The 24,738-nt window shown below is 72.5% G+C and carries 17 protein-coding genes; 4 read left to right on the plus strand and 13 right to left on the minus strand.

The annotated features are described in order from the left end of the window. Positions 1–20 precede the first annotated feature (20 nt). Complete coding sequence (locus tag ACZ518_RS22235; RefSeq protein ID WP_469114728.1) at positions 21–1,574, plus strand: MFS transporter; 1,554 nt, start codon at positions 21–23, stop codon at positions 1,572–1,574. A 148-nt stretch (positions 1,575–1,722) separates the two neighbouring features. Here ACZ518_RS22235 and ACZ518_RS22240 read toward each other — a convergent pair whose 3' ends face one another. The 4 genes from ACZ518_RS22240 to ACZ518_RS22255 all read right to left on the minus strand — a co-directional run bounded on the left by ACZ518_RS22240 (position 1,723) and on the right by ACZ518_RS22255 (position 4,865). Next, on the minus strand, positions 1,723–2,637 hold the full coding sequence (locus ACZ518_RS22240; RefSeq protein WP_469114729.1) for an ADP-ribosylglycohydrolase family protein: 915 nt from the start codon (positions 2,635–2,637) through the stop codon (positions 1,723–1,725). Positions 2,638–2,648: 11 nt separating this feature from the next. Further along, positions 2,649–3,308, minus strand: a complete 660-nt coding sequence (locus tag ACZ518_RS22245; protein WP_362461526.1) for a histidine phosphatase family protein — start codon at positions 3,306–3,308, stop codon at positions 2,649–2,651. A gap of 73 nt (positions 3,309–3,381) precedes the next feature. Further along, entirely contained in the window at positions 3,382–3,987 is a 606-nt protein-coding gene (locus tag ACZ518_RS22250) for a YdbC family protein (protein ID WP_469114730.1), read from the minus strand. Positions 3,988–4,019: 32 nt separating this feature from the next. Beyond that, entirely contained in the window at positions 4,020–4,865 is an 846-nt protein-coding gene (locus tag ACZ518_RS22255) for an arylamine N-acetyltransferase family protein (RefSeq protein WP_469114731.1), read from the minus strand. A gap of 67 nt (positions 4,866–4,932) precedes the next feature. On the opposite strand from ACZ518_RS22255, the gene ACZ518_RS22260 reads away from it, so the two are divergent. Next, entirely contained in the window at positions 4,933–5,892 is a 960-nt protein-coding gene (locus tag ACZ518_RS22260) for a DUF1152 domain-containing protein (protein WP_469114732.1), read from the plus strand. 134 nt (positions 5,893–6,026) lie between these two features. Here ACZ518_RS22260 and ACZ518_RS22265 read toward each other — a convergent pair whose 3' ends face one another. Both ACZ518_RS22265 and nrdR read right to left on the minus strand, forming a co-directional pair. Further along, a complete protein-coding gene (locus tag ACZ518_RS22265; protein ID WP_469114733.1) occupies positions 6,027–8,909 on the minus strand; it encodes a vitamin B12-dependent ribonucleotide reductase in 2,883 nt (960 codons plus the stop codon). A gap of 136 nt (positions 8,910–9,045) precedes the next feature. Next, positions 9,046–9,561 carry a transcriptional regulator NrdR gene (gene nrdR, locus ACZ518_RS22270; protein ID WP_125816927.1) on the minus strand — a complete coding sequence of 172 codons (516 nt, stop codon included), beginning with the start codon at positions 9,559–9,561 and terminating at the stop codon, positions 9,046–9,048. A 548-nt stretch (positions 9,562–10,109) separates the two neighbouring features. On the opposite strand from nrdR, the gene lexA reads away from it, so the two are divergent. After that, complete coding sequence (gene lexA, locus ACZ518_RS22275; RefSeq protein ID WP_125602045.1) at positions 10,110–10,901, plus strand: transcriptional repressor LexA; 792 nt, start codon at positions 10,110–10,112, stop codon at positions 10,899–10,901. Between the two features lie 159 nt (positions 10,902–11,060). On the opposite strand, the gene ACZ518_RS22280 is transcribed toward lexA, so the two are convergent. The 5 genes from ACZ518_RS22280 to ACZ518_RS22300 all read right to left on the minus strand — a co-directional run bounded on the left by ACZ518_RS22280 (position 11,061) and on the right by ACZ518_RS22300 (position 19,873). Then, the gene (locus ACZ518_RS22280) at positions 11,061–13,031 is read right to left on the minus strand and encodes an ATP-dependent DNA helicase (protein ID WP_469114734.1); all 1,971 of its coding nucleotides are present in this window, start codon (positions 13,029–13,031) and stop codon (positions 11,061–11,063) included. Positions 13,032–13,083: 52 nt separating this feature from the next. Next, positions 13,084–14,940 carry an IucA/IucC family protein gene (locus ACZ518_RS22285; RefSeq protein ID WP_469114735.1) on the minus strand — a complete coding sequence of 619 codons (1,857 nt, stop codon included), beginning with the start codon at positions 14,938–14,940 and terminating at the stop codon, positions 13,084–13,086. A gap of 155 nt (positions 14,941–15,095) precedes the next feature. Then, the gene (locus ACZ518_RS22290) at positions 15,096–15,770 is read right to left on the minus strand and encodes a GNAT family N-acetyltransferase (protein WP_469114736.1); all 675 of its coding nucleotides are present in this window, start codon (positions 15,768–15,770) and stop codon (positions 15,096–15,098) included. Positions 15,771–15,801: 31 nt separating this feature from the next. After that, positions 15,802–17,721: an IucA/IucC family protein gene (locus tag ACZ518_RS22295; protein WP_469114794.1), complete on the minus strand. Its 1,920-nt coding sequence runs from the start codon at positions 17,719–17,721 to the stop codon at positions 15,802–15,804. A gap of 718 nt (positions 17,722–18,439) precedes the next feature. Then, entirely contained in the window at positions 18,440–19,873 is a 1,434-nt protein-coding gene (locus ACZ518_RS22300) for a diaminobutyrate--2-oxoglutarate transaminase family protein (protein WP_469114737.1), read from the minus strand. Between the two features lie 262 nt (positions 19,874–20,135). Here ACZ518_RS22300 and ACZ518_RS22305 point away from each other — a divergent pair, with 262 nt between their 5' ends. Then, positions 20,136–21,311 (plus strand): trypsin-like serine peptidase, encoded by a 1,176-nt coding sequence (locus tag ACZ518_RS22305; protein ID WP_469114738.1) that lies wholly within the window; start codon positions 20,136–20,138, stop codon positions 21,309–21,311. Between the two features lie 100 nt (positions 21,312–21,411). On the opposite strand, the gene hflX is transcribed toward ACZ518_RS22305, so the two are convergent. Continuing rightward, complete coding sequence (gene hflX, locus ACZ518_RS22310) at positions 21,412–22,917, minus strand: GTPase HflX (RefSeq protein WP_469114739.1); 1,506 nt, start codon at positions 22,915–22,917, stop codon at positions 21,412–21,414. Between the two features lie 248 nt (positions 22,918–23,165). Further along, a complete protein-coding gene (locus ACZ518_RS22315) occupies positions 23,166–24,692 on the minus strand; it encodes a M1 family metallopeptidase (protein WP_469114740.1) in 1,527 nt (508 codons plus the stop codon). Positions 24,693–24,738: the final 46 nt, after the last annotated feature.

Here is a 24,738-nt window from a genome sequence, read left to right on the forward strand (position 1 = left end):
TCACTTCGGGGGGATCCACAGTGACAAGCGCTCAACTCGCCGCGCCCCGGATACCGGGGGCCGCCCGGCGGCCCGGACGTCCAGGGGTGGCGCTCGCCGTCATCGCCGCCTGCCAGCTCATGGTCGTCCTCGACGCGACCATCGTGAACATCGCGCTCCCGCACATCCAGACGGCCCTCTCCTTCTCCACCACCGACCTGTCCTGGGTGATCAGCGCCTACACCCTCGCCTTCGGCGGACTGCTGCTGCTCGGCGGCCGGGCCGGCGACATCCTCGGCCGGCGCCGCGTCTTCGTGACCGGAATCCTGCTGTTCACCCTGGCCTCCCTGCTCGGCGGATTCGCCCAGGAACCCTGGCAGCTGATGGCGGCCCGCGCCCTCCAGGGCGTCGGCGGGGCCATCGCCTCGCCGACCGCGCTCGCCCTGATCACCACGACCTTCGCCGAAGGCCCCGACCGCAACCGTGCCTTCGGGGTGTTCGCCGCCGTGTCCGCCGGCGGCGGCGCCGTCGGCCTGCTGGCCGGCGGCATGCTCACCGAGTGGCTCGACTGGCGCTGGGTGCTCTTCGTCAACGTGCCGATCGGCGTGCTCATCGCCGTGCTCGCCCCGCTCTACATCAACGAGTCCGAGCGCCACCCGGGCCGCTTCGACGCCGCCGGCGCGCTCACCTCCACCGCCGGGATGACCTCGCTCGTCTACGGGTTCATCCGCGCGTCCGAGGACGGCTGGCGCGACTCGCTGACCCTCGGCTCCTTCGCCACCGCCGTCGTCCTGCTCGGCCTCTTCGTGCTCATCGAGTCGCGCGCCCCCGAACCGATCATCCCGCTGCGGATGTTCGCCGACCGCAACCGCGCCGGCACCTACCTGATCATGCTCGGCCTCGCCGCCGCCATGTTCGGCATGTTCTTCTTCATCGTCCAGTTCGTCCAGAACGTGCTGGGCTTCTCGCCCATCCAATCCGGCGTCGGCTTCCTGCCGGTGACGGTGGCCATCATCGCCGCCGCCGGGCTCTCGCAGCGCTTCCTGCCGCGCCTGGGCCCCAAGCCGTTCATGGTCACCGGCTCGGCGCTCACCGGGATCGGCCTGGCCTGGCTGACCTTCATCCGCACCGACAGCACCTACCTGTCCGGCGTGCTCGGCCCGATGCTGCTGTTCGGCTTCGGCATGGGCCTGAACTTCGTCACCCTCACCCTCACCGCCGTCTCCGGCGTGGCGCCGCGGGAGGCGGGCGCGGCCTCCGGGCTGCTCAACGCCAGCCAGCAGGTGGGCGGTTCGCTCGGCCTGTCGATCCTGGTCACCGTCTTCGGCACCGCCGGGCGCGACGAAGCCGCCAAGCAGGTCCCGGACTTCATGGCGCACGCCGAACCGGGGCAGCTGGCCGCCTTCGAGCAGACCGGGCGGCTTCCGGACCCCTGGGGGGACCTCGTCCTCACCCAGGGCATCTCCACCGCCTTCATCGCCGCCGTCGCCATGGCGGGGCTGGCGCTGGCCACCGCGCTGCTGGTGATCCGGGTGCGCAAGAGCGACCTGGAGGCCCTGAGCGGAGCCGCCGCCGAGGCCGGCCCCGCGGCCTGAGCGCGCGGCCCCGTACGAGCCGTACGGCCACCGCCGCGACAGACGTACGAGGAGCACCGGGCGCGGAGCCGTCCCCGCGCCCGGCACCCGCCCCCGCCCGCCCGGCACCGGCGCCACCCGGCCGGGCCCCTTCAGCAGTCGGTACCCGTCAGCCGGGCAGGCCGGGCAGCCACGCCGGGAGCGCCTCGGTGCGGTCCAGCCAGGCCTGCGGCAGCGCCGCGTCCCCGCGCCCGCCCAGTACCCCGCCGACGATCGCGCAGGTGGTGTCCACGTCGCCGCCCACCTGGGCGGTGGTCCAGAACGCCCGCTCGAAGTCGTCCAGCGCCCGGGCCGCCGACCACAGCGCGAAGGGCACCGTGTCATGGGCGCTCGTGCGCCGCCCGCAGCCCAGCACCGCGGCGACCGTCGTCGCGTCGCCGTAGTCCAGCATGTCCCGCGCCCTGCGCACGCCCGCGCCGACGGCGCTGCGCGGCACCAGCGCGATCACCCCGTCCAGCAGGTCCGTGGCGGTCGGCACCCCGGCCGGGGACGCCGCCAGCGCGGCCGCGGCGGCGACGGCCATGGCCCCGCACACCGCCTCGCGGTGCTGGTGGGTGGTGTAGGCGGAGATCTCCGCCTGGTGCGTGGCCTGCTCGGGGTCGTCCGCGTACCAGGCGCCGAGCGGGGCGATCCGCATGGCGGCGCCGTTGCCCCAGGAACCCTGCCCGTTGAAGAGCTCGGCGGCCAGCGTCCGCCAGTCCTCGCCCTCCCGGACGAGGCGCAGCATCCGGTTCACGGCGGGCCCGTAGCCGCGGTCGAAGTCGTGGTGGACGGCGAAGGAGGCCGCCAGCGCGTCCTGGTCGACGCGGCCGTGCGTGGCGAGCACGGCCACCACCGAGCAGGCCATCTCGGTGTCGTCGGTCCACTGCCACGGCTCGCTGCCGGCCGGCAGCTCGCGCCGCTTCAGCAGCGGATAGTTGACGGGAACGAAGTACTGGGAGCCCAGGGCGTCCCCCAGGGCCAGCCCTCGGAGGCTGGACAGGGCGCGTGCGTAACGCGTTTCGGAAGTGGAATCAGCGGTCATCGCGCGTCACTTTAGCCGTCCAGGTCATAAGGCTCGGGTGTGGTCCACCGCTCAAACGGGCGGTCCATCCGGTACCGGCCGTCGGGTCCGAGCAGCAGGACACGGTATTCGCCGTTGCCCGGGTTGGACAGGGCCTCGAACTCGGCCACCGACCAGTGGAACCAGCGCATGCAGAACAGCCGCATCGTCAGCCCGTGGGTGACCAGCAGGACGTTCTCGGGATGGTCGGGGGCCTCGAAGCTGCGGTAGAGGCTCTCCAGGAAGGAACCGACGCGGTCGTACACGTCGGCGCCCGACTCTCCCTGCGCGAAGCGGTAGAAGAAGTGCCCGTACGCGTCCCGGTACGCCTTCTGGAGCTTCACGTCGTCGCGGTCCTGCCAGTTTCCCCAGTCCTGCTCGCGCAGCCGGGGCTCCTCCCGCATGCGTACCCGAGCCGGGTCCAGCCGCAGCTCCCGGAAGGTCTGCAGGGTGCGGCGGTAGGGGGATACGTACGCGCTGATGCTCTCCTCGCCGAAGAGCTCGCGCAGCCGCTCCCCGGCGGCCGCGGCCTGCTCGTGGCCGGTGCGGGTCAGCCGCAGGGCGTGGTCGGGCTCCCGCTCGTAGACCGTGTCATCGACGTTTCCCTCCGATTCCCCGTGCCGGACAAGGACGATGCGCCGTGGTCGAACCATCCCCCGACCCTATTCGGCCGCCGGGGCGGGTACGCCCCGGGCACGCCGGTCGGGGGCGGCGCTTGTCCTACGGTCATACCGTCCAGCCGGGTTCGAGGTCGACGACGTCCCCGGTGAGGGCCTCCACGTCGGCCTCGGTCTGGGCGCGCAGCGAGAGCCGCTCGACCCGCTCCTGCCGGTACTTGCCGTGCTCCGCCGCGGCCCGCCACATCGACAGCACCAGGAACTCCCGGCCGGGCGCCTCCCCGAACAGGCCCCGGATCATCCCGGGCGACCCCGCCATGGCGGGGTTCCACACCTTCTCCTGCATCAGCGCGAAATGCTCCACGCGCCCTTCCCGCACCCGGGTGTGGGCGACGCGCACCACGTCGGCATCGCTGAAGCGCGGCTCGAAGCCGGTCTTCACGTCGAAGCGGTGGTCGAAGAGCGTGACCCGGGCATCGGTGTAGGTGCCGTTCTGCGAGGCCGCCAGTCTGTCGTGCGAGCGGGCCATGAAGGAGTCGTAGAAGGAACGGCTCTCCCAGAACGCGAAGACATGCGCGACCCCCTGCCGGCCTCTGCTCCAGCCGCCGCCCTGCCCCCGGAATCCCGGTTCGCCGGGCAGCCCCGCCCACTTGCGCTGCCCGCGCTCGAACCCGCGTCGGTCCGTCACCGTGCAGCGAATCCACTTGACCAGCACCGCGCCATCGTACGGGCCGGGCGCGGTCCGGGTCAGTCCCCGGAGCGGTGGATCCGTACCAGTTCCGCCCCATCCCGCTCGGGCAGCCGAAGCCCGAACTCCCGGTCGAGGAGGGCGAGCAGCCGGTCGGAACCCACCGGTTCCCGCTCGGTCCGCCCGTCGGGGAACAGGCGCGTCAGCTCGCGCCCGACGAGCGTCTTGCGCACGGCGTCCCCCGGGAGCTGCACGATGGTCTGCCCGACGAAGGAGGACCGGGGGTGCGTCGAGCTGTAGTGGTTCAGCACGACGTAGTCCACGGGGTGGTACCGCTGCGGGGAGAAGGCGTACAGGTCCCGCCATTCCTCCCCGCGGCGGGCCCGGAGCACGAGGACGCCTTCCTCCTCCCCGCGGACGGCGTACGTCCACGGGCCCTGGCGGACCTCGGTCCCGGGCCGCGCGAGCGGGACGGGCTCGCGCGGGCCCATGTAGCCGAATCCGGCGTCGCAGAGCCACGGTTCGCCCCCGACGGTGACGACGAGCACCGCGTGCGTCACCGCCAGCAGGGAATCGCCCCGCGTGCGGTTGCGGGCACCGCGCCCGGACACCTCGAAGCCGATCCGCTGCAGGGCGGCGGCCAGCAGCGAGTTCTGCTCGTAGCAGTAGCCGCCCCTGCGGGCGCGTACGAGCTTGTCCTCCAGGGCCTTGACCTCCAGCTCCACGGGGCGGCCGAGCAGGACGTCCAGGCTCTCGAAGGGGATGGCGGCGGTGTGGGCCCGGTGCACCTCGTACAACGTCGCGAGGTCCGGCCGGAGTTCCCCGGCGGACCGGCCCGTCCCGCCGCCGGCGAGCCCGATCCGCGCCAGGTACGCGTCCAGGTCCAGTTCGTCACCGCTCCACATGGCTCTCCGCTCCCCCGCAGTGAAATCCCCGAGCCCGTGCGTGCCCGGGCCCCGCACAATGATCGCCATGACCGCCCTGCACACCAACCCCCTCTTCGCCCGGCTGGCCACGGCGGAGCGCGTACTCGTCGCCGGCGCCGGCGGGGGCTTCGACGTCTACTCGGGCCTGCCCATCGCGCTGTCGCTGCTGCACCAAGGCAAGGAGGTGCACCTGGCGAACCTCTCCTTCACCACCCTCGCCGGCCTGCCCTCCGAGGAGTGGGCCGCCCCCGACCTGGCCGCCGTCACCCCCGACTCCGCGCCCCACCTGTCCTACTTCCCGGAGCGGACCCTCGCACGGTGGCTCCGGCTGCACCGCTACCCCTCGACGGTGTACGCCTTCCCCCAGGTCGGGGTGCAGCCGCTGCGCGCCGCCTACCGGGCGCTGATCGACCTGCACGGGATCGACGCGGTGGTGCTGGTCGACGGGGGCACGGACATCCTGATGCGGGGCGACGAGGCGGGCCTCGGCACGCCCGAGGAGGACCTGACCAGCGTGGCGGCGCTGGCCGCGCTGAACGACGTACCGGAACGGCTCGTGGTGTCGGTCGGGTTCGGCGTGGACGCGTACCACGGGGTCAGCCACGCCCTGGTCCTGGAGAACATCGCGGCGCTGGAGCGGGACGGGGCGTACCTCGGCGCGTTCTCGATCCCGCGGGCCACTCGGGAGGGGGCGCTCTTCCTGGACGCGGTGGCCCACGCCCAGGACCACACTCCGGACCGTCCGAGCATCGTGGCGGGTTCGATCGCGGCAGCGGTCCGCGGCTCCTTCGGTGACGTCCGGTTCACCGAACGCACCCGGGGCAGCGAGCTCTTCGTGAACCCCCTGATGTCCCTGTGCTTCGCCTTCGAGCTGCGCGGGCTGGCCGACCGCTGCCTCTACCTGGACCGCATCGAGGACACCCACCTGATGCGCCAGGTCCACTCCAGGATCGCGGAGTTCCGGGAGGACCTGGTCACCCGGCCCTCCCGGGCGATCCCCCACTGACGGCGGCCGGCCCGGCCCGGCGCCGAGGCGGGCGCGGGTGAGGGTACGGGTACGGCGAAGGGGACCGGCCATGGGCCGGTCCCCTTCGTTCGTGTTCCGCGGATCAGCTCCGCGGGTCAGCTACCCGCGCGGGGTCAGCTGCAGCCGCTGGTGGAGCCGCAGCCCTCGCAGATGTAGCAGGAGCCGGCGCGCTGCATCTTCGTACCGCAGGAGAAGCAGAGCGGGGCGTCGGCGGAGACGCCCATCTGCATCTCGACCAGCTCAGCGTTGCTGTGCGCCGTCTTGGGGGCCGGGACCGGGACGATGGCCACGGGCTTGGCCACGGCGGCGAGGGGCGCCGACTGGGCGAGGGACTCGGTGTCGAGCTCCTCCTCGTCGAGCGGCTCGTAGGAGCCGGTGTCGAGGTGGCGCTGACGCTCCTCGGCGGAGTGGATGCCGAGCGCCGAGCGGGTCTCGAAGGGCAGGAAGTCCAGCGCCACGCGGCGGAAGATGTAGTCGACGATCGACTGCGCCATGCGCACGTCGGGGTCGTCCGTCATACCGGCCGGCTCGAAGCGCATGTTGGTGAACTTCGCGACGTACGTCTCCAGCGGGACGCCGTACTGCAGGCCGACGGAGACGGCGATCGAGAAGGCGTCCATCATGCCCGCGAGGGTCGAACCCTGCTTGGACATCTTCAGGAAGACCTCGCCCAGGCCGTCGTCCGGGTAGGAGTTCGCGGTCATGTAGCCCTCGGCGCCACCGACCGTGAAGGAGGTGGTGATCCCCGGGCGGCCCTTGGGGAGGCGCTTGCGGACCGGGCGGTACTCGATGACCTTCTCGACCGCCGTGCGGATGGTCTCCTCGGCCTTCTCGGTGAGCTCGGCCTTCTCCTCCTCCTTCTTCTTGGCGGAGAGGGGCTGGCCGACCTTGCAGTTGTCGCGGTAGATCGCGAGCGCCTTGACGCCCAGCTTCCACGCCTCGAAGTAGATCTCCTCGATCTCCTCGACGGTCGCCGACTCCGGCATGTTGACCGTCTTCGAGATCGCGCCGGAGATCCACGGCTGGATCGCGGCCATCATCCGGACGTGGCCCATCGCGGAGATGGAGCGCTCGCCCATCGCGCAGTCGAAGACCTCGTAGTGCTCGGTCTTCAGGCCCGGGGCGTCGACGACGTTCCCGTGCTCGGCGATGTGGGCGACGATCGCCTCGATCTGCTCTTCCAGGTAGCCCATGCGGCGCAGGGCCTGCGGGACGGTGCCGTTGACGATCTGCATCGAGCCGCCGCCGACGAGCTTCTTGAACTTGACCAGGGCCAGGTCCGGCTCGACACCGGTGGTGTCGCAGGACATCGCGAGACCGATGGTGCCGGTCGGCGCGAGGACGGAGGCCTGGGCGTTGCGGAAGCCGTTCTTCTCGCCGAGGCGCAGGACGTCCTGCCAGGCCTCGGTGGCCGCGGCCCAGATCTCGTTGTCCAGGTCGTCGGTGCGCGGCGCGACGGCGTTGGCGTCGGCGTGCTGCTTCATGACGCGCTTGTGCGAGTCGGCGTTGCGGGCGTAGCCGTCGTACGGGCCGACGATGGCGGCCAGCTCGGCGGAGCGCTTGTACGCGGTGCCGGTCATCAGCGAGGTGATCGAGGCGGCGAGGGTGCGGCCGCCGTCCGAGTCGTAGGCGTGGCCGGTCGCCATCAGCAGGGCGCCGAGGTTGGCGTAGCCGATGCCGAGCTGACGGAAGGCGCGGGTGTTCTCGCCGATCTTCTGGGTCGGGAAGTCCGCGAAGCAGATGGAGATGTCCATCGCGGTGATGACCAGCTCGACGACCTTGGCGAAGCGCTCGGCGTCGAAGGACTGGTTGCCCTTGCCGTCGTCGTTCAGGAACTTCATCAGGTTCAGCGAGGCGAGGTTGCAGGACGTGTTGTCCAGGTGCATGTACTCGCTGCAGGGGTTGGACGCGGTGATGCGGCCGGACTCGGGGCAGGTGTGCCAGTTGTTGATCACACCGTCGTACTGGATGCCCGGGTCGGCGCAGGCCCACGCGGCCTCGGCGAGCTTGCGGAAGAGCGCCTTGGCGTCGACCTTCTCGATGACCTCGCCGGTCATGCGGGCACGCAGGCCGAACTCGGTGCCGTTCTCGACGGCCGTCATGAACTCGTCGTTCACGCGGACGGAGTTGTTGGCGTTCTGGTACTGGACGGACGTGATGTCGTCGCCGCCCAGGTCCATGTCGAAGCCCGCGTCGCGCAGGGCGCGGATCTTCTCCTCTTCCTTCACCTTGGTGGCGATGAAGTCCTCGACGTCCGGGTGGTCCACGTCCAGGACGACCATCTTGGCCGCGCGGCGGGTGGCACCGCCCGACTTGATCGTTCCCGCGGAGGCGTCGGCGCCGCGCATGAAGGAGACCGGGCCGGAGGCGTTGCCGCCGGAGGAGAGGAGCTCCTTGGAGGAGCGGATGCGGGAGAGGTTCAGGCCGGCGCCGGAGCCGCCCTTGAAGATCATGCCCTCTTCCTTGTACCAGTCGAGGATCGACTCCATGGAGTCGTCGACGGCCAGGATGAAGCAGGCGGAGACCTGCTGCGGCTGGGGCGTGCCGACGTTGAACCACACCGGGGAGTTGAAGCTGAAGATCTGGTGCAGGAGGGCGTAGGTCAGCTCGTGCTCGAAGATCTCCGCGTCGGCGGGGGACGCGAAGTAGTCGTAGTCCTCGCCGGCCTTCGTGTAGGTCTTCACGATGCGGTCGATGAGCTGCTTCAGACCGGTCTCGCGCTGCGGGGTGCCGACCGCGCCGCGGAAGTACTTGCTGGTGACGATGTTGACCGCGTTCACCGACCAGAAGTCGGGGAACTCGACGCCGCGCTGCTCGAAGTTGACCGAGCCGTCGCGCCAGTTGGTCATGACGACGTCACGGAGCTCCCAGTTCACCTCGTCGTAGGGGTGCACGCCGGGGGTGGTGTGGATGCGCTCGATCCGCAGGCCGCCCTTGGCGGCCTTGGTCCCCTTGGCGCGGGAACCACGTGCCGAGCTGCTCGCCGTCTCTGTCATGCCGCCTGCCTCCCATATGCGGGCAAAAACGCCCTAAAGTGCCAGCGTTATTCCGCGGCACAGTGCTGTGTGTCTTGTATCTACGAATCTCGCCCCACTGGCCGGCCGGGCCGCGCTGCACTGCGGCCCCGAGCGGTCAGTCGGCGGCGGAGGCGGGCACGGGGACGACCGCGGGGGTCCCTCCGGGCTCGCACTCGTGGGGGTGAGGCCGCGGCTCGCGGAGTTCCGCGATGGCGGTCTCGAAGTCTTCAAGGGTGTCGAACGCTTTGTAGACGGATGCGAACCGCAGGTAGGCGACGAGGTCGAGTTCCTGCAACGGGCCGAGTATGGCCAGACCCACGTCGTGGGTGGTCAGCTCGGCACTCCCGGTGGCGCGCACCGCCTCCTCGACCCGCTGGCCGAGCTTGGCGAGGGCGTCCTCGGTGACTGGCCGCCCCTGGCACGCCTTGCGCACGCCGGAGATGACCTTGGTACGGCTGAAGGGCTCGGTGACCCCGCTTCGCTTGATCACCATCAGCGAGGCCGTCTCCACCGTCGTGAAGCGACGGGAGCAGTCGGGGCACTGACGGCGCCGGCGGATCGACGTTCCGTCGTCGGTGGTGCGGCTGTCGACGACGCGGCTGTCGGGGTGCCTGCAGAAGGGGCAGTGCATGGTTCCCTCACCCTCCTCTTGGCACGACTGAATCACCCCACGGAGCCCCTAAACGACGGAGAGCGAGTCTCCGCCGGGGGCTCGTGAAGCAGCCACAAGCATATGCGATCCCCGGAGCCTCGGCGGACCGAGGACCACAACTTCTGGGTGGCCGCGCCCATCCAACCACTAGATCTTGGGTTGCGCCGGATTTACGCCGCTCCGCGTGTCGCGGTGTCCGATGGCCGGATACGGGGGCTCCCGGTGCCACACTGGGCCCATCGCCGGGCCCCGCCGGGCATGGCCGATCCAACCGGGAAGGGTACCGTAAGCAGCGGGCGCGGAGCCGAACCCGCGTTCGGCCGGACCGGCACCGAAACGCATTCCGGTTGGGCGCCGCCGGCCACCGCGGCAGTACGGCGCCGGGCACCCAAACCGGCCACCCATACACCCGCCGATCTAACCCAGGTGGGGGATCCCCGTTTTTTCACTCGAACGTGTGTTTGGCGCAACCTTTCGAAAGCTACTACCGTTGTCCAGCTAGGGAGAACATTTCGAGAGGGGCCGACGTGACCACCACCGCAGACAGTGCCACCATCACTGCCCAGAACCGCTCCCAGAGCCGACTCGAGCCGGTGCATGCCATGAATGACGCAAGTCAGAACCAGGAGGCGGAGGCGGTACGCCCCGCGCGCTCCCTGCCAGGGCGACCTCCAGGCATCCGCGCCGACAGCTCCGGACTCACGGACCGGCAGCGGAGGGTGATCGAGGTCATCCGGGACTCCGTGCAGCGCCGCGGCTACCCGCCGTCGATGCGCGAGATCGGCCAGGCGGTCGGCCTCTCCAGCACCTCTTCCGTGGCGCACCAGCTCATGGCCCTGGAGCGCAAGGGCTTCCTGCGGCGCGACCCGCACCGGCCCCGCGCCTACGAGGTCCGCGGCTCGGACCAGCCCAGCTCGCAGCCCACGGACACCACCGGCAAGCCCGCCGCCTCCTACGTTCCCCTGGTCGGCCGGATCGCGGCCGGCGGGCCGATCCTGGCCGAGGAGTCCGTCGAGGACGTGTTCCCGCTCCCCCGCCAGCTCGTCGGCGACGGCGAACTGTTCGTCCTCAAGGTCGTCGGCGACTCGATGATCGAGGCCGCGATCTGTGACGGTGACTGGGTCACCGTCCGCCGTCAGCCCGTCGCGGAGAACGGCGACATCGTCGCCGCGATGCTGGACGGCGAGGCCACCGTCAAGCGCTTCAAGCGGGAGGACGGCCACGTATGGCTGCTCCCGCACAACGCCGCCTACCAGCCGATCCCCGGCGACGAGGCGACCATCCTCGGCAAGGTCGTCGCCGTGCTGCGACGGGTCTGATCCCGGCCCGTCGCCCCTCAGCCAGCTCCGGGACCCACTGCGCCGGTCCCGGAGCTGTCGCATGCCCGCAGGCGCCGCCTCCCCGCGTGCCGCCGCATCCCTGGACGGCCCCTACCTGTACCTGGCCCTGCCTGGCCCTGGCCTGATCCTGTTCGCTCGCTACTTGCCGTCGGCCTTCGCGCTCGCGTCGATGGCGGCCAGCGAGCGGCGGACCTGGTTGCGGTCCGTGGTGTACCAGAAGTCGGGCAGCGAGGCCCGCAGGAAGCTCCCGTACCGGGCCGTGGCCAGGCGGGGGTCCAGGACCGCCACCACGCCCCGGTCGCCGGAGGCCCGTACGAGCCGGCCCGCGCCCTGGGCCATCAGCAGGGCGGCGTGGGTGGCCGCGACCGCCATGAAGCCGTTGCCGCCGTTCTCCTCGACCGACTTCTGCCGCGCGCTCATCAGCGGGTCGTCGGGGCGCGGGAACGGGATCCTGTCCATGATCACGAGCTGGCAGCTGGGACCGGGCACGTCGACGCCCTGCCACAGGGACAGCGTGCCGAACAGGCAGGTCTTCGGGTCCGCCGCGAAGTTCTTGATCAGCTCGCCGAGCGTCTCCTCGCCCTGCAGCAGGATCGGGTTGTCGAGCCGCCCGCGGAGCTCCTCCGCGGCGGCCTTGGCGCCGCGCATGGAGGAGAACAGGCCCAGGGTCCGGCCGCCGGAGGCTTCGATCAGCTCCGCCAGCTCGTCCATCATGTCGCCGCGGGTGCCCTCCCGGCCCGGCGTCGCCAGGTGCTTCGCGACATAGAGGATGCCCTGCTTCGGGTAGTCGAACGGCGACCCGACGTCCAGGCCCCGCCACACCGGCACGTCCTCGCCCTCCACCCCTTCCGGAGAGAGGCCCAGGGAGGCCGCGACCCCGTTGAAGTCGCCGCCCAGTTTGAGGGTGGCCGAGGTGAGGACCACCGAGCGGTCCTCGAAGAGCTTCTCGCGCAGCAGCCCCGACACCGAGAGCGGGGCGACCCGCAGGGTGGCACCGAAGCGGTCGTGGCGCTCGTACCAGACGACGTCGTACTCAGAGCCGTTCGTGATCCGCTCCGCCACCGCGTGGACGGTCTCCACGGCGGCGAGGGCCTGCTTGCGGACGGCGTCCTCGTCGTGGACGGACTTGTCCCGCGTGGCACCGATCGCGGAGATCACGTTGCGCGCGGAGTCGCGCAGCGACATCAGTGCGTAGCCGAGGTCCTCGGGGATCTCCTCCAGGCGGCCGGGGAGCGCCAGCTCCATCACCCGCTCGAAGGTCTCCGAAGCGGTCTGCAGGGAGTCCGCCGTCTTCTCGTCGACCAGCTTGGCAGCACGCTTCACGGCCCGGTTGACCTGGCCGGGGGTGAGCTCGCCGGTGGCGACACCGGTGACGCGGGAGACCAGCTCATGGGCCTCGTCCACGATCAGCACCTCGTGCTGCGGGAGCACCGGGGCGCCCTCGATGGCGTCGATGGCGAGCAGCGCGTGGTTGGTGACGACCACGTCCGCGAGCTTGGCCCGCTCACGGGCCGCCTCCGCGAAGCACTCGGCCCCGTACGCGCACTTCGTGGCGCCCAGGCACTCCCTGGAGGAGACCGAGATCTGGCTCCAGGCCTTGTCGGAGACGCCGGGGGTGAGGTCGTCGCGGTCGCCCGTCTCGGTCTCGTCCGCCCAGTCGCGCAGGCGCAGCAGGTCCTTGCCGAGCTTGCTGGTCGGGGTGGCCGCCTCGAACTGGTCGAAGAGGCCCTCCTCCTCGTCCTGCGGAACGCCCTCGTGGAGGCGGTGCAGGCACAGGTAGTTGGACCGGCCCTTGAGCATGGCGAACTGCGGCCGCCGGCGCAGCTGCGGGTGCAGCGCCTCGACGGTGCGCGGCAGGTCGCGCTCGACGAGCTGGCGCTGGAGCGCGAGCGTGGCCGTGGCCACGACCACGCGCTCGCCGTGCGCGAGGGCCGGCACCAGGTAGCCGAGGGACTTGCCGGTGCCGGTGCCGGCCTGGATCAGCCGGTGGGAGTTGTCGTCGATCGCTTCGGCGACGGCTTCGGCCATGGCCACCTGGCCGGGCCGCTCCGTGCCGCCGACGGCGGAGACGGCGGCGTGCAGCAGGTCGGGGAGGGAGGGCTTCGTCATAGCACTGACAACCCTACGGGGCGCCACCGACAGCAGCCGCATCGATCACTCTTCAGGGGCCGTGGAGGGGGTTGGGCACGGTGCCGTGGACGACGGCGCCCGGGCGGTCGGGGCGGTCGCGGTATCCGTCCGCGTGGAGCCGGTTCCGGTTGAGGCAGAGCCGGTCGATCCGCTCCGTCAGCAGGTCGAAGAGGCGGTGGCGGTCCTTGTCCTCGGGGAAGCGGGCCTGGTGGCGGAGGATCTCCGCCCGTACGAGGGACCAGAACTCGTCCTCGGGCACGCCGAGCCGGTCCTCGCACAGGGCGGACAGGTAGCGGAAGACGCCGATGAACAGTCCCGAGTGGATGAACTGGGTGAGGAAGCCGGGCGGCTCCGTGAGGAGCGCGGCCCGGACCTCGTCGGGCATGGACGCGTGCTCGGGCAGGGGCGTACTGCTGACGTTGACGTCGTCCACGAAGTCCTTGACCGCGAGGCGGACGGGGACGTCCCGCTCGTCGAAGATCACGACGGTGTTCTCGCCGTGCGGGGAGAACACCGTGCCGTAGCGGTAGAGGAAGTGCAGCAGCGGGGGCAGCAGGGCGGCGAAGAGGCTGCGCAGCCAGGCCACGGGGGTGAGGCCGGAGCGGGCGACGAGCTCGGCGGTGAAGGAGCGGCCGCGCGGATCGACGTGGAGGAGGGAGGCGAGGGTGCGGGCGCGCTCACCGGGGGCCAGCCGGCCGGTCAGCGGCTCCCGCCAGATCGCTCCGAGGAGTTCCCTGTACTGGTAGGGGACCTCGGGGAGCCCGTCGTAGACGGGGTGGCGGACGGTGACCGAGGCGACCTCTCCGAGCAGCACGACCCGGCATTCGTCGCGCAGGAAGGGGTCGGCGTCGCGGAGCGAGTGGATCCAGGCGGTGACGGCGGGCGCGGCCACGCTGAGGTCGCTGGGCAGACCGCGCCAGACGGTGGTGTTGAAGACGGACAGCGGGAGTTTGACGCTGTGCCGGTCGGGGCGGGTGAGGTTGAGGAAGGTACGGATCGACTGCTGCGGGATCCTGTCGTCCGGGTCGGCGGGGAGCGGCACGAGGGCGCCGGAAGCGAGGGCGGGGGCGAAGAGGGGGAGGACGATCTCGTCCCACTGCCAGGGGTGGACGGGGAGGTAGAGGTAGCGGAGCGGGTCGAGGCCCCGGTCCCGCAGGGTCCGGTCGAACGCCGCACGGGTGGCGGGGTCGAGCTCGGCCGCGTAGAGCCGCGCCGGTTCTTCCAGGCCTGCGGTGCCCCGGTACTCGGCCAGGGATGTGTGGGCGGCGAGCCACGGCAGCCGCTGCCGGGTGCGCGCCTCGGGGGCCCAGGCGGCGGCGTCCGCGGCGGACCATCCGACGCGGCCCTTGTTGAGGACGAGCCAGGGATGGCCGGTCTGGTGTCCTTCGAGCGCCGCGTAGTCCAGGTCGGCGAGGACGTCGGCGGTGAGCGCGTGGTGGTCGAGCCGGGCGTCGGCGGCGAGGGTGGAGCTGAGCTCGTGGATCAGGTGGCCGAGGGTCGGCCCGTCGAGGCGCAGCAGGGTGCGGGCCCGGACGAGGAAGCCGTACGGGTCCCCGAACGCGATCGGGGGCTCCGTCGAGGGGGCCGGCGGGGTCAGCGTGATCGTGTCCGGCGTGACCTGCCAGCTGCCGTAGGCGCGCCGGCGGGCGCGGAAGCCCAGGCCGCTGCCGTCGTCGAGGGTCAGGGTCCAGGCGTCACCGGCGGCCGAGGGCACCGGGACGGGGCGGACGATGTCCTCGTACGCGAACTCGCCGAGCATCTTGGCCAGCAGTCTGCGCGCCGCGAAGTCCCAGGTGGGCTGGTTGAGTTCGGGGGGTGTGCACGGGTGCTGGGGCGACGGGGGGAAGGCGTGCCCGGCGGAGTCGGGGGCTTCGGGGAAATTCGGCACGTGACTCCTCGGATATCGGGAACCTTGCTGAGCTACGCGGAGTTCTGGAGATGAGAGCTGTGAAAACCGAATGCCGAGAACCGAATGCCGAGAACCGAATACCGAGAATCGAAGACGCGAACCGGGTCGGGATGAGCGGGATGACCGGGCGGCGATCAGAGCAGATTGCGCAGCGCCCGCTCACGGATCATCAGGGCGGCTCGTTTCTCGGGGAGGTCCATTTCCGTGGAATAGCGGAATCCGGCGTTCATGAAGGCTGATACGGAGGGGGTGTTGCGAATGTCCGGTTCCGCGATGACGCGTGTGCATCGGGGGCGGTTGTCGAAGACGAGCTCGGTGACGGCGCGCAGCAGCGTGGTGCCCAGGCCCCGGCCCCGGTTCGTGCCGTCTCCGATGAGCAGGTGGATACCCGTGTCGTGGGAGCGCGCCGGGTAGTGGCGGGAGACCGGGTCGAGATCGGCCCGGTAGATCTCCCAGTAGCTCATGGGGCTGCCGTCGAGGAGACCGAGGCAGGGGATGCTGTGGCCGTCGCCGTCGAGCTGGGCGCGCAGGTGGGCCTCGGTGACGGCGGGGGATCCGTCGAGCTCCCAGTAGGCGGCCACGTCGGGGTCGTTCATCCAGCCGGTGAGCAGTTCCAGGTCCCGGCCCGGCCGTACGGGTTCGAGGCGGAAGGCCCCTGCCGGTGTCGGGGACGCGCCCCAGCCCGCTGGTGAGTCGAGGAGGTCCGCCTCGGCGAGCAGCGGCAGCAGTCCGACGGTGAAGCGGTGCGCGGTGGCCTGGTGGGAGGCGGGGCCGCCGGCGGTGCTCGTGGTGGTGTCCGTGGGAGGCATCGGGGCTCTTCTCGGTGTCGCTGGGAGCGCGTCAGTCGTGGAGGGGGTTGGTGATGGTGACGTAGACGGACTGGGTGTCGACGGGGCCCACGAGCTCGTCGAGCCCGCCCAGGCGGGTGAGCAGGTTCGCCTTGCAGCGCAGGGTGGGTGAGTCGAGGAGCCGTGCGGGGACGGGGCCGAGGCCCGCGGCCTTGCCGAGGAAGCGGCGGAAGGCGGCGAGGAGCACCCGCTCGTCGGCGAGCCGCTGCGATCCGAAGGCGCCGATGAGGCCGATCACGTTGTTGATGCCGAGGTAGTAGGCGAAGCGTTCGTCGGTGACGGCGTCCGGGACGAAGGTGTCGCTGGCGCCGCCGATGCCGGGGAGGCGTCGTTCCAGTTCGGCTCGCCGGGAGTCGCGGAAGTAGTAGCCCTGGTTGTCGCGGAAGCGGCCGCCGACGGGCCAGCCCTCCCGGTCGAGGAGCACCAGGGTGTTCTGCTGGTGCGCTTCGAGGGCGATGCCGGCGAGGGCGTCGAAGGCGAGTACCGGCAGGACCACGTGGTCGAGGTAGCGCAGGAACCACTCGGCGGCGACGGCGGAGACGGGCCGCCCGGTGGTCACCGCGAGCCGGGAGAGGGTGTCGGCGAGCCGGGAGCGCATCGTGGTCCGGCCGGGCCACGGGCGGAGGGATGTCAGTGCGGCAACGCAGACGGCGTCGTCGTCGGAGCGGAAGGGGTTGTGGCGCAGTACGGCGTCGAATCCCCGGACGGGGGTGCCGTCCAGGGCGTCGACGGCGACCCAGGCGGGGTCACGCACGATGTCGAAGCCGGGGTGGGCGGTCTGCCACTGCTCTGCGAGGCCGGTGCGGAGCAGCCGGTGGACCTCGACGCCGCGGTGGAGTTCCTTGCGGAGGTTCTCGCGGCGGGAGTTGGTGATGCGCAGGCCGAGGGAGAGCTTGAGCATCGCGGGGGCGCCGGGACGGTGGACGGTGCGGACGGAGGAGGTGGGGTACCAGGGGGTGCCGTAGGGGCCCAGGTCGGTGATAAGTCCCGCGTCCTGCAGGGCGGTGACGGCGGGGCGCTGGAGGAGGTCGCGGGCCTGCCAGGGGTGCAGGGGAAGGGCGGTGGTGCCGACGGGCACGGGGAGGTCGGGGGCGAGCCGGGCGAGGAGCTGTGCGGCGGAGACCGGGCGGCCCCGTTCGGTCCAGGCGGAGTCGGTGGCGAGGGCCTCGGGCGCGACCGCGATCCAGTGCAGGGGGAAGGAGCCGTGGAGTTCGGGCGAGTACTGGCGTACTTCGGTTTCGGAGAGTCCTTCGCGGCTCTTGGGGTCCGGTTGGAGGGGGTGGCCGAGGAGGAGTGACTGTTCGGCGGTGAGGAAGCGGTCGCCTGCGACGGGGGCCGGGCCGGTGGGGCGCCGGCGGCGGTCGGCGATGAACTCGGTGGTGCGGCGCACCGAGTCGGCGACCCGGCAGACGAGGTCGGTGCCACAGCGGCCGTCGCCCTCGCGGGCGAGCAGGGCCCCGAGGGTGACGGCGTCCACGGCGGGGGCGTGGGCGGGGGCGCCTTCGAGGCGGGCGGGGGCGAACCGGTGCCAGCCCGCTGGGGACCAGTAGCGGACGGGGACGAGCAGTGCGGCCCCCGACGCGGGGAGGGGGATGCGGAGCAGGGTTCCGACGGGCCCGTCGGGGCGGCCGATGCCGCTCTCGCGGACCCAGCACCGCAGCAGGTTCTCCACCGTCGCGGACTCGGCCGCGGTGGCCGGGTCGGGGTGGTCCAGCAGGTCGGGCAGCGCTGCCGGGTCGGGGCCGGCGGGTCCGGTGCCGCCCACCCGGGGGCGGAGGGTGCCGTCCTTCTGCCGGGGCACGGTGCCCGCCGGGGCGTGGACCGGGGTGGCCTGCGCCGCCGGGATTCCGGGCACGGGCGCGGGCTCCGCTCCGGCCCAGGCCCGCCCGGGGACCGCCTGCTCCCGGTCCACCGCCGGGGATGCCGCGGGCTGCTCGGAGTCCGGGCGGGGCCCCGGCGGTGGCTGCGCGGCGGCGGGCGCCTCGGGCTGCGGGGGGCCGGCGGGGTGCCCGGCGGCCGACGGCCGGTCGGAGCGGTCCGGCTGCGCCGGGGCGGGTGCCGGCGCAGGGCGCACCGGGGCCGGGCGGTGGCCGGGCGCGGCTGCGGGCTGGGCCGGAGAGGCGGCGGCCGGGCCCGGGGCGTTGCCGGCACCGGCTGCTGCCGGGTGTCCCGGACCGGGCGCGGCCGCCGCCCCCGCGTCGGCGGATGCCGCCTGCACGGGGGCTGGGGCGGGGGGCAGCCCGACGGAGGTGACCGCCGGGTCCGGGGCGGCGGGCGCCGGGCGGGCCGGGGCCGGCGTGAGGGGGGCGGTGGGCGGGTGCGCCGGAGGGGTAGTGGGCGGGTGCACCGGGGCCGGGTGGTGGCCGGGCGCGGCTGCGGGCTGGGCCGCAGAGGCGGCGGCCGGGTCCGGGGCGGCGGGCGCCGGGCGGGCCGGGGCCGGCGTGAGGGGCGCGGTGGGTGCGGGGGGCGGGGCCGGGCTGAGGGGGGCGGTGGGCGGGTGGGGTGGGGCCGGCGTGGGCGGGGGGCCGGCGAGGGGGGGCAGGGCGGGGTGGGTGCGGGGAGGGGTGTCCGGGGCGTCGGGGCGGGGGGTGGTGGAGGGGTCGGGCATCGAGGGGTCCTTCGGCGTGCGGTCAGTGGGGCCGGCGGGCGGCGGCGGGGATGGAGTCGGCCAGCCGGTCCAGGACGGCTGCGGCCTGTTCGTCGGTCAGGGTCAGCGGGGGCAGCAGGCGGACGACGCTGGAGTGGCGGCCTCCGAGCTCGACGATCAGGCCGCGGTCCAGGCACTCCTGGCGCACGGCGGCGGCGAGGGCGGGTGCGGCGGCACCGGTGTCGGGGTCGACGAGTTCGACGCCGATCATCAGGCCGCGGCCCCGCACGTCGCCGACGCACGGCTGCTCCGCCGCGAGGCCGCGCAGGGCCGTCAGCATCCGCCCGCCCAGGGCGGCCGCCCGCTCGGCGAGTCCGTTGCGCCGGACGTAGGCGAGGGTCGCGGTCCCCGCGGCCATGGCGAGCTGGTTCCCGCGGAACGTTCCGGCATGGGCACCGGGGGCCCAGACGTCCAGTTCGGACCGGTAGACGATCACGGCCAGCGGGAGGCTGCCGCCGATGGCCTTGGACAGGACCATCACGTCGGGTACCACCCCCGCGTGGTCGACGCCCCAGAAGGCGCCGGTGCGGCCCACCCCGGTCTGCACCTCGTCCGCGATCAGCGGGATGCCCCGGGCCGAGGTGATCTCCCGCATCCGGCGCAGCCAGGCGTCGGGGGCCGGGTGGACCCCGCCCTCGCCCTGCACGGGCTCGACGATCATGGCGGCGGGCCGCGGCACCCCGCCCTTGGGGTCGTCGAGCAGGGTCTCGGTCCAACGTGCCCCGAGCCGCGCGCCCTCGGCGCCGCCGACCCCGAACGGGCAGCGGTGGTCCTGCGGGTAGGGCAGCCGGGTCACCCGTACGTCGCCGGCGCCGCCCGAGGCCTCCAGGGCTCCGGCGGTCATGCCGTGGTAGGCGCCGGTGAAGGTGAGCAGCCCGGTGCGTCCGGTGGCGGCCCGGACCAGTTTCAGGGCGGCCTCGACGGCGTCGGTCCCGGCGGGGCCGCAGAACTGTACGCGGGCGTCGGCGGCCAGTTCCGCGGGCAGGTTCTCGAACAGCTCCGTGGTGAAGGCGTCCTTGACCGGGGTGGCCAGGTCGAGGACGTGCAGCGGAGCCCCCGAGTCGAGGACCCCGCGGATGGCTTCGAGGACGACGGGGTGGTTGTGCCCGAGGGCGAGGGTGCCCGCGCCGGAGAGGCAGTCGAGGTAGCGCCGCCCGTCGGCGCCCTCAATGGTCAGCCCGCGGGCCCGCACGGGGACGATGGGCAGCGAGCGGGCGTAGGTCCGGGCGGCGGACTCCCGGAGCGCCTGTCTGCGCAGGATCCCCTCCACGGAGGCGGGTCTCCGTCCGCCCTGTGCCGGGACCTGTTTCCCGGCGTGTGCCGGGGTCGGTGTCCCGCCCTGTGCCGGGTTCGGTGGTGCGGCCTCGGCTGCGACCCCGGCCGAGGCCTCGGCTGCGGTCGGTTCGGTCACGGCCACGACTTTCGGTCCTCCCGCAGGTTGCTCTTCCGGATCGCGCCTCGAACACGAACGCTGCTGCACCATCCCCCGTACGTACCAACGACGGTGACGGCTTCGGATCACGGGTGGGCCGAAGATCCTTGCGGTTCGGCCGGGCCGCCGCGGCAGGAACCATCGACCCGGCGCTCGCCGTCCTATGCCTCGGCGGCATAGTGGGGTGCTGCGATCCACCCCGATCGACTCCGTCTCAACACCTCGAAACTCCTGGGGGACTTACGACATGCGACCGAACCGACCGGTCACCGCGATCCTCTGCGCGGCCGCGCTCACGCTGACCGCCTCGGCCTGCGGACCCGGCGACGGGGAGGCCGGCGCCGACGCCAAGCCGACCGTGGCTGCGCCCCTGCCGTCCGGCGCTGCGGACGGGATCAAGATTCCGGACGAGCTCAAGGAGAGGCTCAAGCAGCACGGCTTCGACCTGGAGAAGTGGAAGGGGGGCGCGTGGAAGAACTGGAAGAAGGAGGACTGGCTCCGCGAGGCGGGCGACTACGTCAACCCGATCATCGACGGCCTCTGGGACCCGGACCGGATGCGTGACGCGGAGCAGCCGCAGCGCCCGGCCGTCGACCCGGACGCCGGCAAGGACCAGGGCGTCACCGACCCGACCCCGGCTCCGGTGGCCGCCCAGCCGGCGGCTTCGCCGTACCACACGAGCGTCCCGGCGTCCGGGAAGGTCTTCTTCGACGGCCCCGAGGGCTCGATGGTCTGCTCGGCCACCGTGGTGAAGGACCCGGCCCACCCGGGCAAGTCCAACATGGTCTGGACGGCGGGCCATTGCGTGCACGCGGGCAAGGCCGGCGGCTGGTACCGCAACATCGCCTTCGTCCCGTCCTACAACAACGCGGGCAAGCCGGCGGCGGCGCTCAAGGGCGCGCCGCGCGAGCAGGTCGCCCCGTACGGCGTGTGGTGGAGCGACTGGGCGCAGACCTCGGACCAGTGGATCGCGACGGGCGGTCCGACGGGCGGCGCGGGTGCCCCGTACGACTTCGCGGTGCTGCACGTGACGCCGGAGAAGGGCGGCGGCAAGTCGCTGGAGGAGACGGTCGGTACGGCGCTGCCGGTGGAGTTCAACGCTCCGGCGGTGGGCAAGGTCGCGAGCATCACGGCGACGGGCTACCCGGCTGCGGCTCCGTTCGACGGGCAGAAGGCGTTCCAGTGCGCGGACAAGCCGGGCCGGCTGGCGCTCAAGCAGGCCGACCCGGTGATGTACCGCATCGGCTGCACGATGACGGGCGGTTCGTCCGGTGGCGGCTGGGTCGCGGCGGGTGCCGACGGCAAGCCGGCGCTGGTGTCGAACACCTCGATCGGTCCGGCGAAGGCCGGCTGGCTGGCCGGGCCGAAGCTGGGTCCTGAGGCCAAGGGCATCTACGACGCGGTGAGCGCCAAGTTCAAGTAGCCGGGCAGGCGGGCGTTCCGGGCCCGCCCTCATGACGGAGGGCCCCCCGCTGGTGCGGGGGGCCCTCCGTCATGAGGTGCGCCGTGACGGCGTCCTTGCTTCAGTGCTTCGCGGGCACGTACGGCGCCAGTTCGGCCGCCAGTTCCTCGTGGACCCGCGCCTTGAGCAGGGTGCCCTCCGGGGTGTGCTCCTCGGAGATCACCTCGCCGTCGGCGTGTGCCCGGGCGATCAGCGCGCCGCGGGTGTACGGCACGAGGGCCTCCACCTCGACGGCGGGCCTGGGCAGCTCGGCGTCGATGAGCGCGAGGAGTTCCTCGATGCCCAGGCCGGTGCGGGCCGAGACGGCGATGGAGTGCCGCTCGATGCGCAGCAGGCGCTGCAGGACGAGCGGGTCCGCGGCGTCGGCCTTGTTGATCACCACGATCTCGGGCACGTTGACCGCGCCGACCTCGCGGATGACCTCGCGGACCGCCGCCAGCTGCTCCTCCGGTGCCGGGTGCGAGCCGTCCACGATGTGCAGGATGAGGTCGGAGTCGCCGACCTCCTCCATCGTGGAGCGGAACGCCTCGACGAGGTGGTGGGGCAGGTGCCGGACGAATCCCACGGTGTCGGCCAGGGTGTAGACGCGGCCGGAGGGGGTCTCGGCCCGGCGCACGGTCGGGTCGAGGGTGGCGAACAGGGCGTTCTCCACCAGGACGCCCGCGCCCGTGAGGCGGTTGAGGAGGGAGGACTTGCCTGCGTTGGTGTAGCCGGCGATGGCGACCGAGGGGACCTTGTTGCGGCGTCGTTCCTGCCGCTTGATGTCGCGGCCGGTCTTCATCTCGGCGATCTCCCGGCGCATCTTCGCCATCTTCTCGCGGATGCGGCGCCGGTCGGTCTCGATCTTGGTCTCACCGGGGCCTCGGGTGGCCATGCCGCCACCGCCGCCGCCACCCATCTGCCGGGAGAGCGACTGGCCCCAGCCGCGCAGTCGCGGCAGCATGTACTGCATCTGCGCGAGTGCGACCTGCGCCTTGCCCTCTCGGGACTTGGCGTGCTGGGCGAAGATGTCGAGGATGAGGGCGGTCCGGTCGACGACCTTGACCTTGACCACGTCCTCCAGCGCGATGAGCTGGCCGGGGCTGAGCTCGCCGTCGCAGACGACGGTGTCGGCCCCGCTCTCGAGCACGATGTCGCGCAGCTCGCGGGCCTTGCCGGAACCGATGAAGGTGGCCGGGTCGGGCTTGTCGCGGCGCTGCATCACACCGTCGAGTACGAGGGCGCCGGCGGTCTCGGCGAGGGCGGCGAGTTCCGCGAGGGAGTTCTCGGCGTCCTGCACGGTCCCGGAGGTCCACACACCGACGAGGACCACGCGCTCCAGGCGGAGCTGGCGGTACTCGACCTCGGTGACGTCCTCGAGTTCGGTCGAGAGACCGGCCACGCGGCGCAGGGCCGCGCGCTCGGAGCGGTCGAACTGGTCGCCGTCCCGCTCTCCGTCGATCTCGTGGCTCCAGGCGACGTCCTCTTCCATCAGGGCATCGGCCCGAAGGCTCTCGGTGAAGCTCTGCGAGTCCCGCACGTTCTGCGCGTCCCGCGGGTCCTGGGAAGGGGAAGAAGAGGAGGTCATTGGATCCTTACGTCGATTCGATGGTGTCGCGCCGGCCGGTTGCGGCGCCCGGCCGGCTCGGCCAGGGCCAAAGGTACCGCTGTGCGTGACATAACACTGTCATGTCCAACGTGTGGTCCCGTCCGGAGATTCCCCGGAGCCGGATGCCCCGGAGCCGGACTCGCCGGGCGGGTCCCGCCGGGGGTGTCCCCGTCGGCCTCGCCGATGGTGTCATGCCCGTTCCCCGGCCGTCATACCGTTTTACGGCGCTACGGCTTCCCCAGGGCCTTCCCCGAGGCCTTCACCGACGCCTTCCCCGGGGTGTTCCCCGGGACAGGAGCGCCCGCCGCTGCCCGGCCGCCCCACTCCGGGTGCCCGGGCATCGCCGGGGTGGCCTCCCCGTACAGCCAGGGCCGCAGGAAGGCCGTGAGGTCGCGTCCCGCCTCCTGCGAGGCCAGGCGTACGAAGTCCTCCGTGCCCGCGATCCCGTCCTTGTGCTCCGCCACCCAGCGCCGCTCGAGCCGGTCGAAGGCCGCCGCGCCGATCTCCTGGCGCAGGGCGTAGAGGATCAGCGCGGCGCCGTCGTAGACGACGGGCCGGAACAGGCCGATCTTCTGGCCGGGGGCGGCCGCCTTCGGGGCGGCCGGGGGGCCGCCCTGGGCCCGCCACTGGTCGGAGCGCTGGTACGCCTCGCGCATCCGCCGCTCCAGGGGGTACTTGCCGAGCCCGTCCGCGTACAGGGCCTCGTACCAGGTGGCGTGCCCCTCGTTGAGCCACAGGTCGGACCAGGTGCGCGGGGTGACGCTGTCGCCGAACCACTGGTGGGCGAGCTCGTGGACCATGACGGCCTCCACGTACCACTCGGGGTAGCCGGCCGCTTCCCCGGCGAACAGGCCGTGCTCGAAGAGCGAGAGGGTCTGGGTCTCCAGCTCGAAGCCGGTCTTCGCGCGGGCGATCAGCACCCCGTAGTTCTCGAAGGGGTAGCGGCCGACGCGCTCCTCCATCCACGCCACGTGCCCGGCGGTCTTGGCCAGCCAGGGCTCCAGCCGCTCCCGGTCGGCGGCGGGCACGACGTCGCGCAGGGGCAGGCCGTGCGGTCCGGTGTGGTGGAGGACGGCGGAGCGGCCGATGGAGACCTGGGCGAGCTCGGTGGCCATCGGGTGCAGGGTCCGGTACGTCCACTCGGTGGCGCCGGCCGCCCGCGCGGCCGGGAGCGCGCCGGGCACCCCGTTGGCCACGGCCCTGTACCCGTCGGGGGCGGTGATCCGGAAGGTGAACCAGGCCTTGTCGGCGGGGTGGTCGTTGCAGGGGAACACCCGGTGGGCGGCGTCGGCCTGGTTGGCCATGGCGAGGCCGTCCTCGGTGACGACCCACCCGCCGTCGGAGGCGCGGCCGCGCGGGTCGCTGGTGTGCCGGACGGTGATGTGCAGCGGCGCGCTCGCCGGGACCGGGTGCGCGGGGGTCAGCACGAGGTCCTCCCCGGCGGCCTCGAACCGTGCGGGCTGCCCGTTGACCTCTGCGGAGGCGACCGTCCCGTGTGTGAAGTCGAGGTTGATCCGCTCCAGCGGTTCCAGGCTGCGGGCCTCGATGGCGGTGACCGCGTCGAGGGGGCTGCGGTTGTCCTTGTACGTGAGGGACAGGTCGTACGAGAGGACGTCGTAGCCGGGGTTGCCCAGCTCGGGGAAGAGCCGGTCGCCGATGCCCAGCGGCTTCGGCGGGGGCAGCACGGCGGCGACGAGGGTGAGGGAGGCCGCGGCGAGCAGGGAGGCGCGCAGGCGCGGGGAGGTGAGCTGCATCCACCACCGCTTACCAGCGCGTGTCCCGGGCCCGCGAGCGGCGCGC

This window comes from Streptomyces sp. NPDC033966, assembly GCF_055575955.1.

Bases quoted from the DNA above. Each gene is read 5' to 3' on its own strand.
- ACZ518_RS22240 (WP_469114729.1), bottom strand. From the start codon at position 2,637: ATGACCGCTGATTCCACTTCCGAAACGCGTTACGCACGCGCCCTGTCC.
- ACZ518_RS22245 (WP_362461526.1), bottom strand. From the start codon at position 3,308: ATGGTTCGACCACGGCGCATCGTCCTTGTCCGGCACGGGGAATCGGAG.
- ACZ518_RS22255 (WP_469114731.1), bottom strand. From the start codon at position 4,865: ATGTGGAGCGGTGACGAACTGGACCTGGACGCGTACCTGGCGCGGATC.
- ACZ518_RS22260 (WP_469114732.1), top strand. From the start codon at position 4,933: ATGACCGCCCTGCACACCAACCCCCTCTTCGCCCGGCTGGCCACGGCG.
- ACZ518_RS22265 (WP_469114733.1), bottom strand. From the start codon at position 8,909: ATGACAGAGACGGCGAGCAGCTCGGCACGTGGTTCCCGCGCCAAGGGG.
- nrdR (WP_125816927.1), bottom strand. From the start codon at position 9,561: ATGCACTGCCCCTTCTGCAGGCACCCCGACAGCCGCGTCGTCGACAGC.
- ACZ518_RS22280 (WP_469114734.1), bottom strand. From the start codon at position 13,031: ATGACGAAGCCCTCCCTCCCCGACCTGCTGCACGCCGCCGTCTCCGCC.
- ACZ518_RS22290 (WP_469114736.1), bottom strand. From the start codon at position 15,770: ATGCCTCCCACGGACACCACCACGAGCACCGCCGGCGGCCCCGCCTCC.
- ACZ518_RS22305 (WP_469114738.1), top strand. From the start codon at position 20,136: ATGCGACCGAACCGACCGGTCACCGCGATCCTCTGCGCGGCCGCGCTC.
- hflX (WP_469114739.1), bottom strand. From the start codon at position 22,917: ATGACCTCCTCTTCTTCCCCTTCCCAGGACCCGCGGGACGCGCAGAAC.
- ACZ518_RS22315 (WP_469114740.1), bottom strand. From the start codon at position 24,692: ATGCAGCTCACCTCCCCGCGCCTGCGCGCCTCCCTGCTCGCCGCGGCC.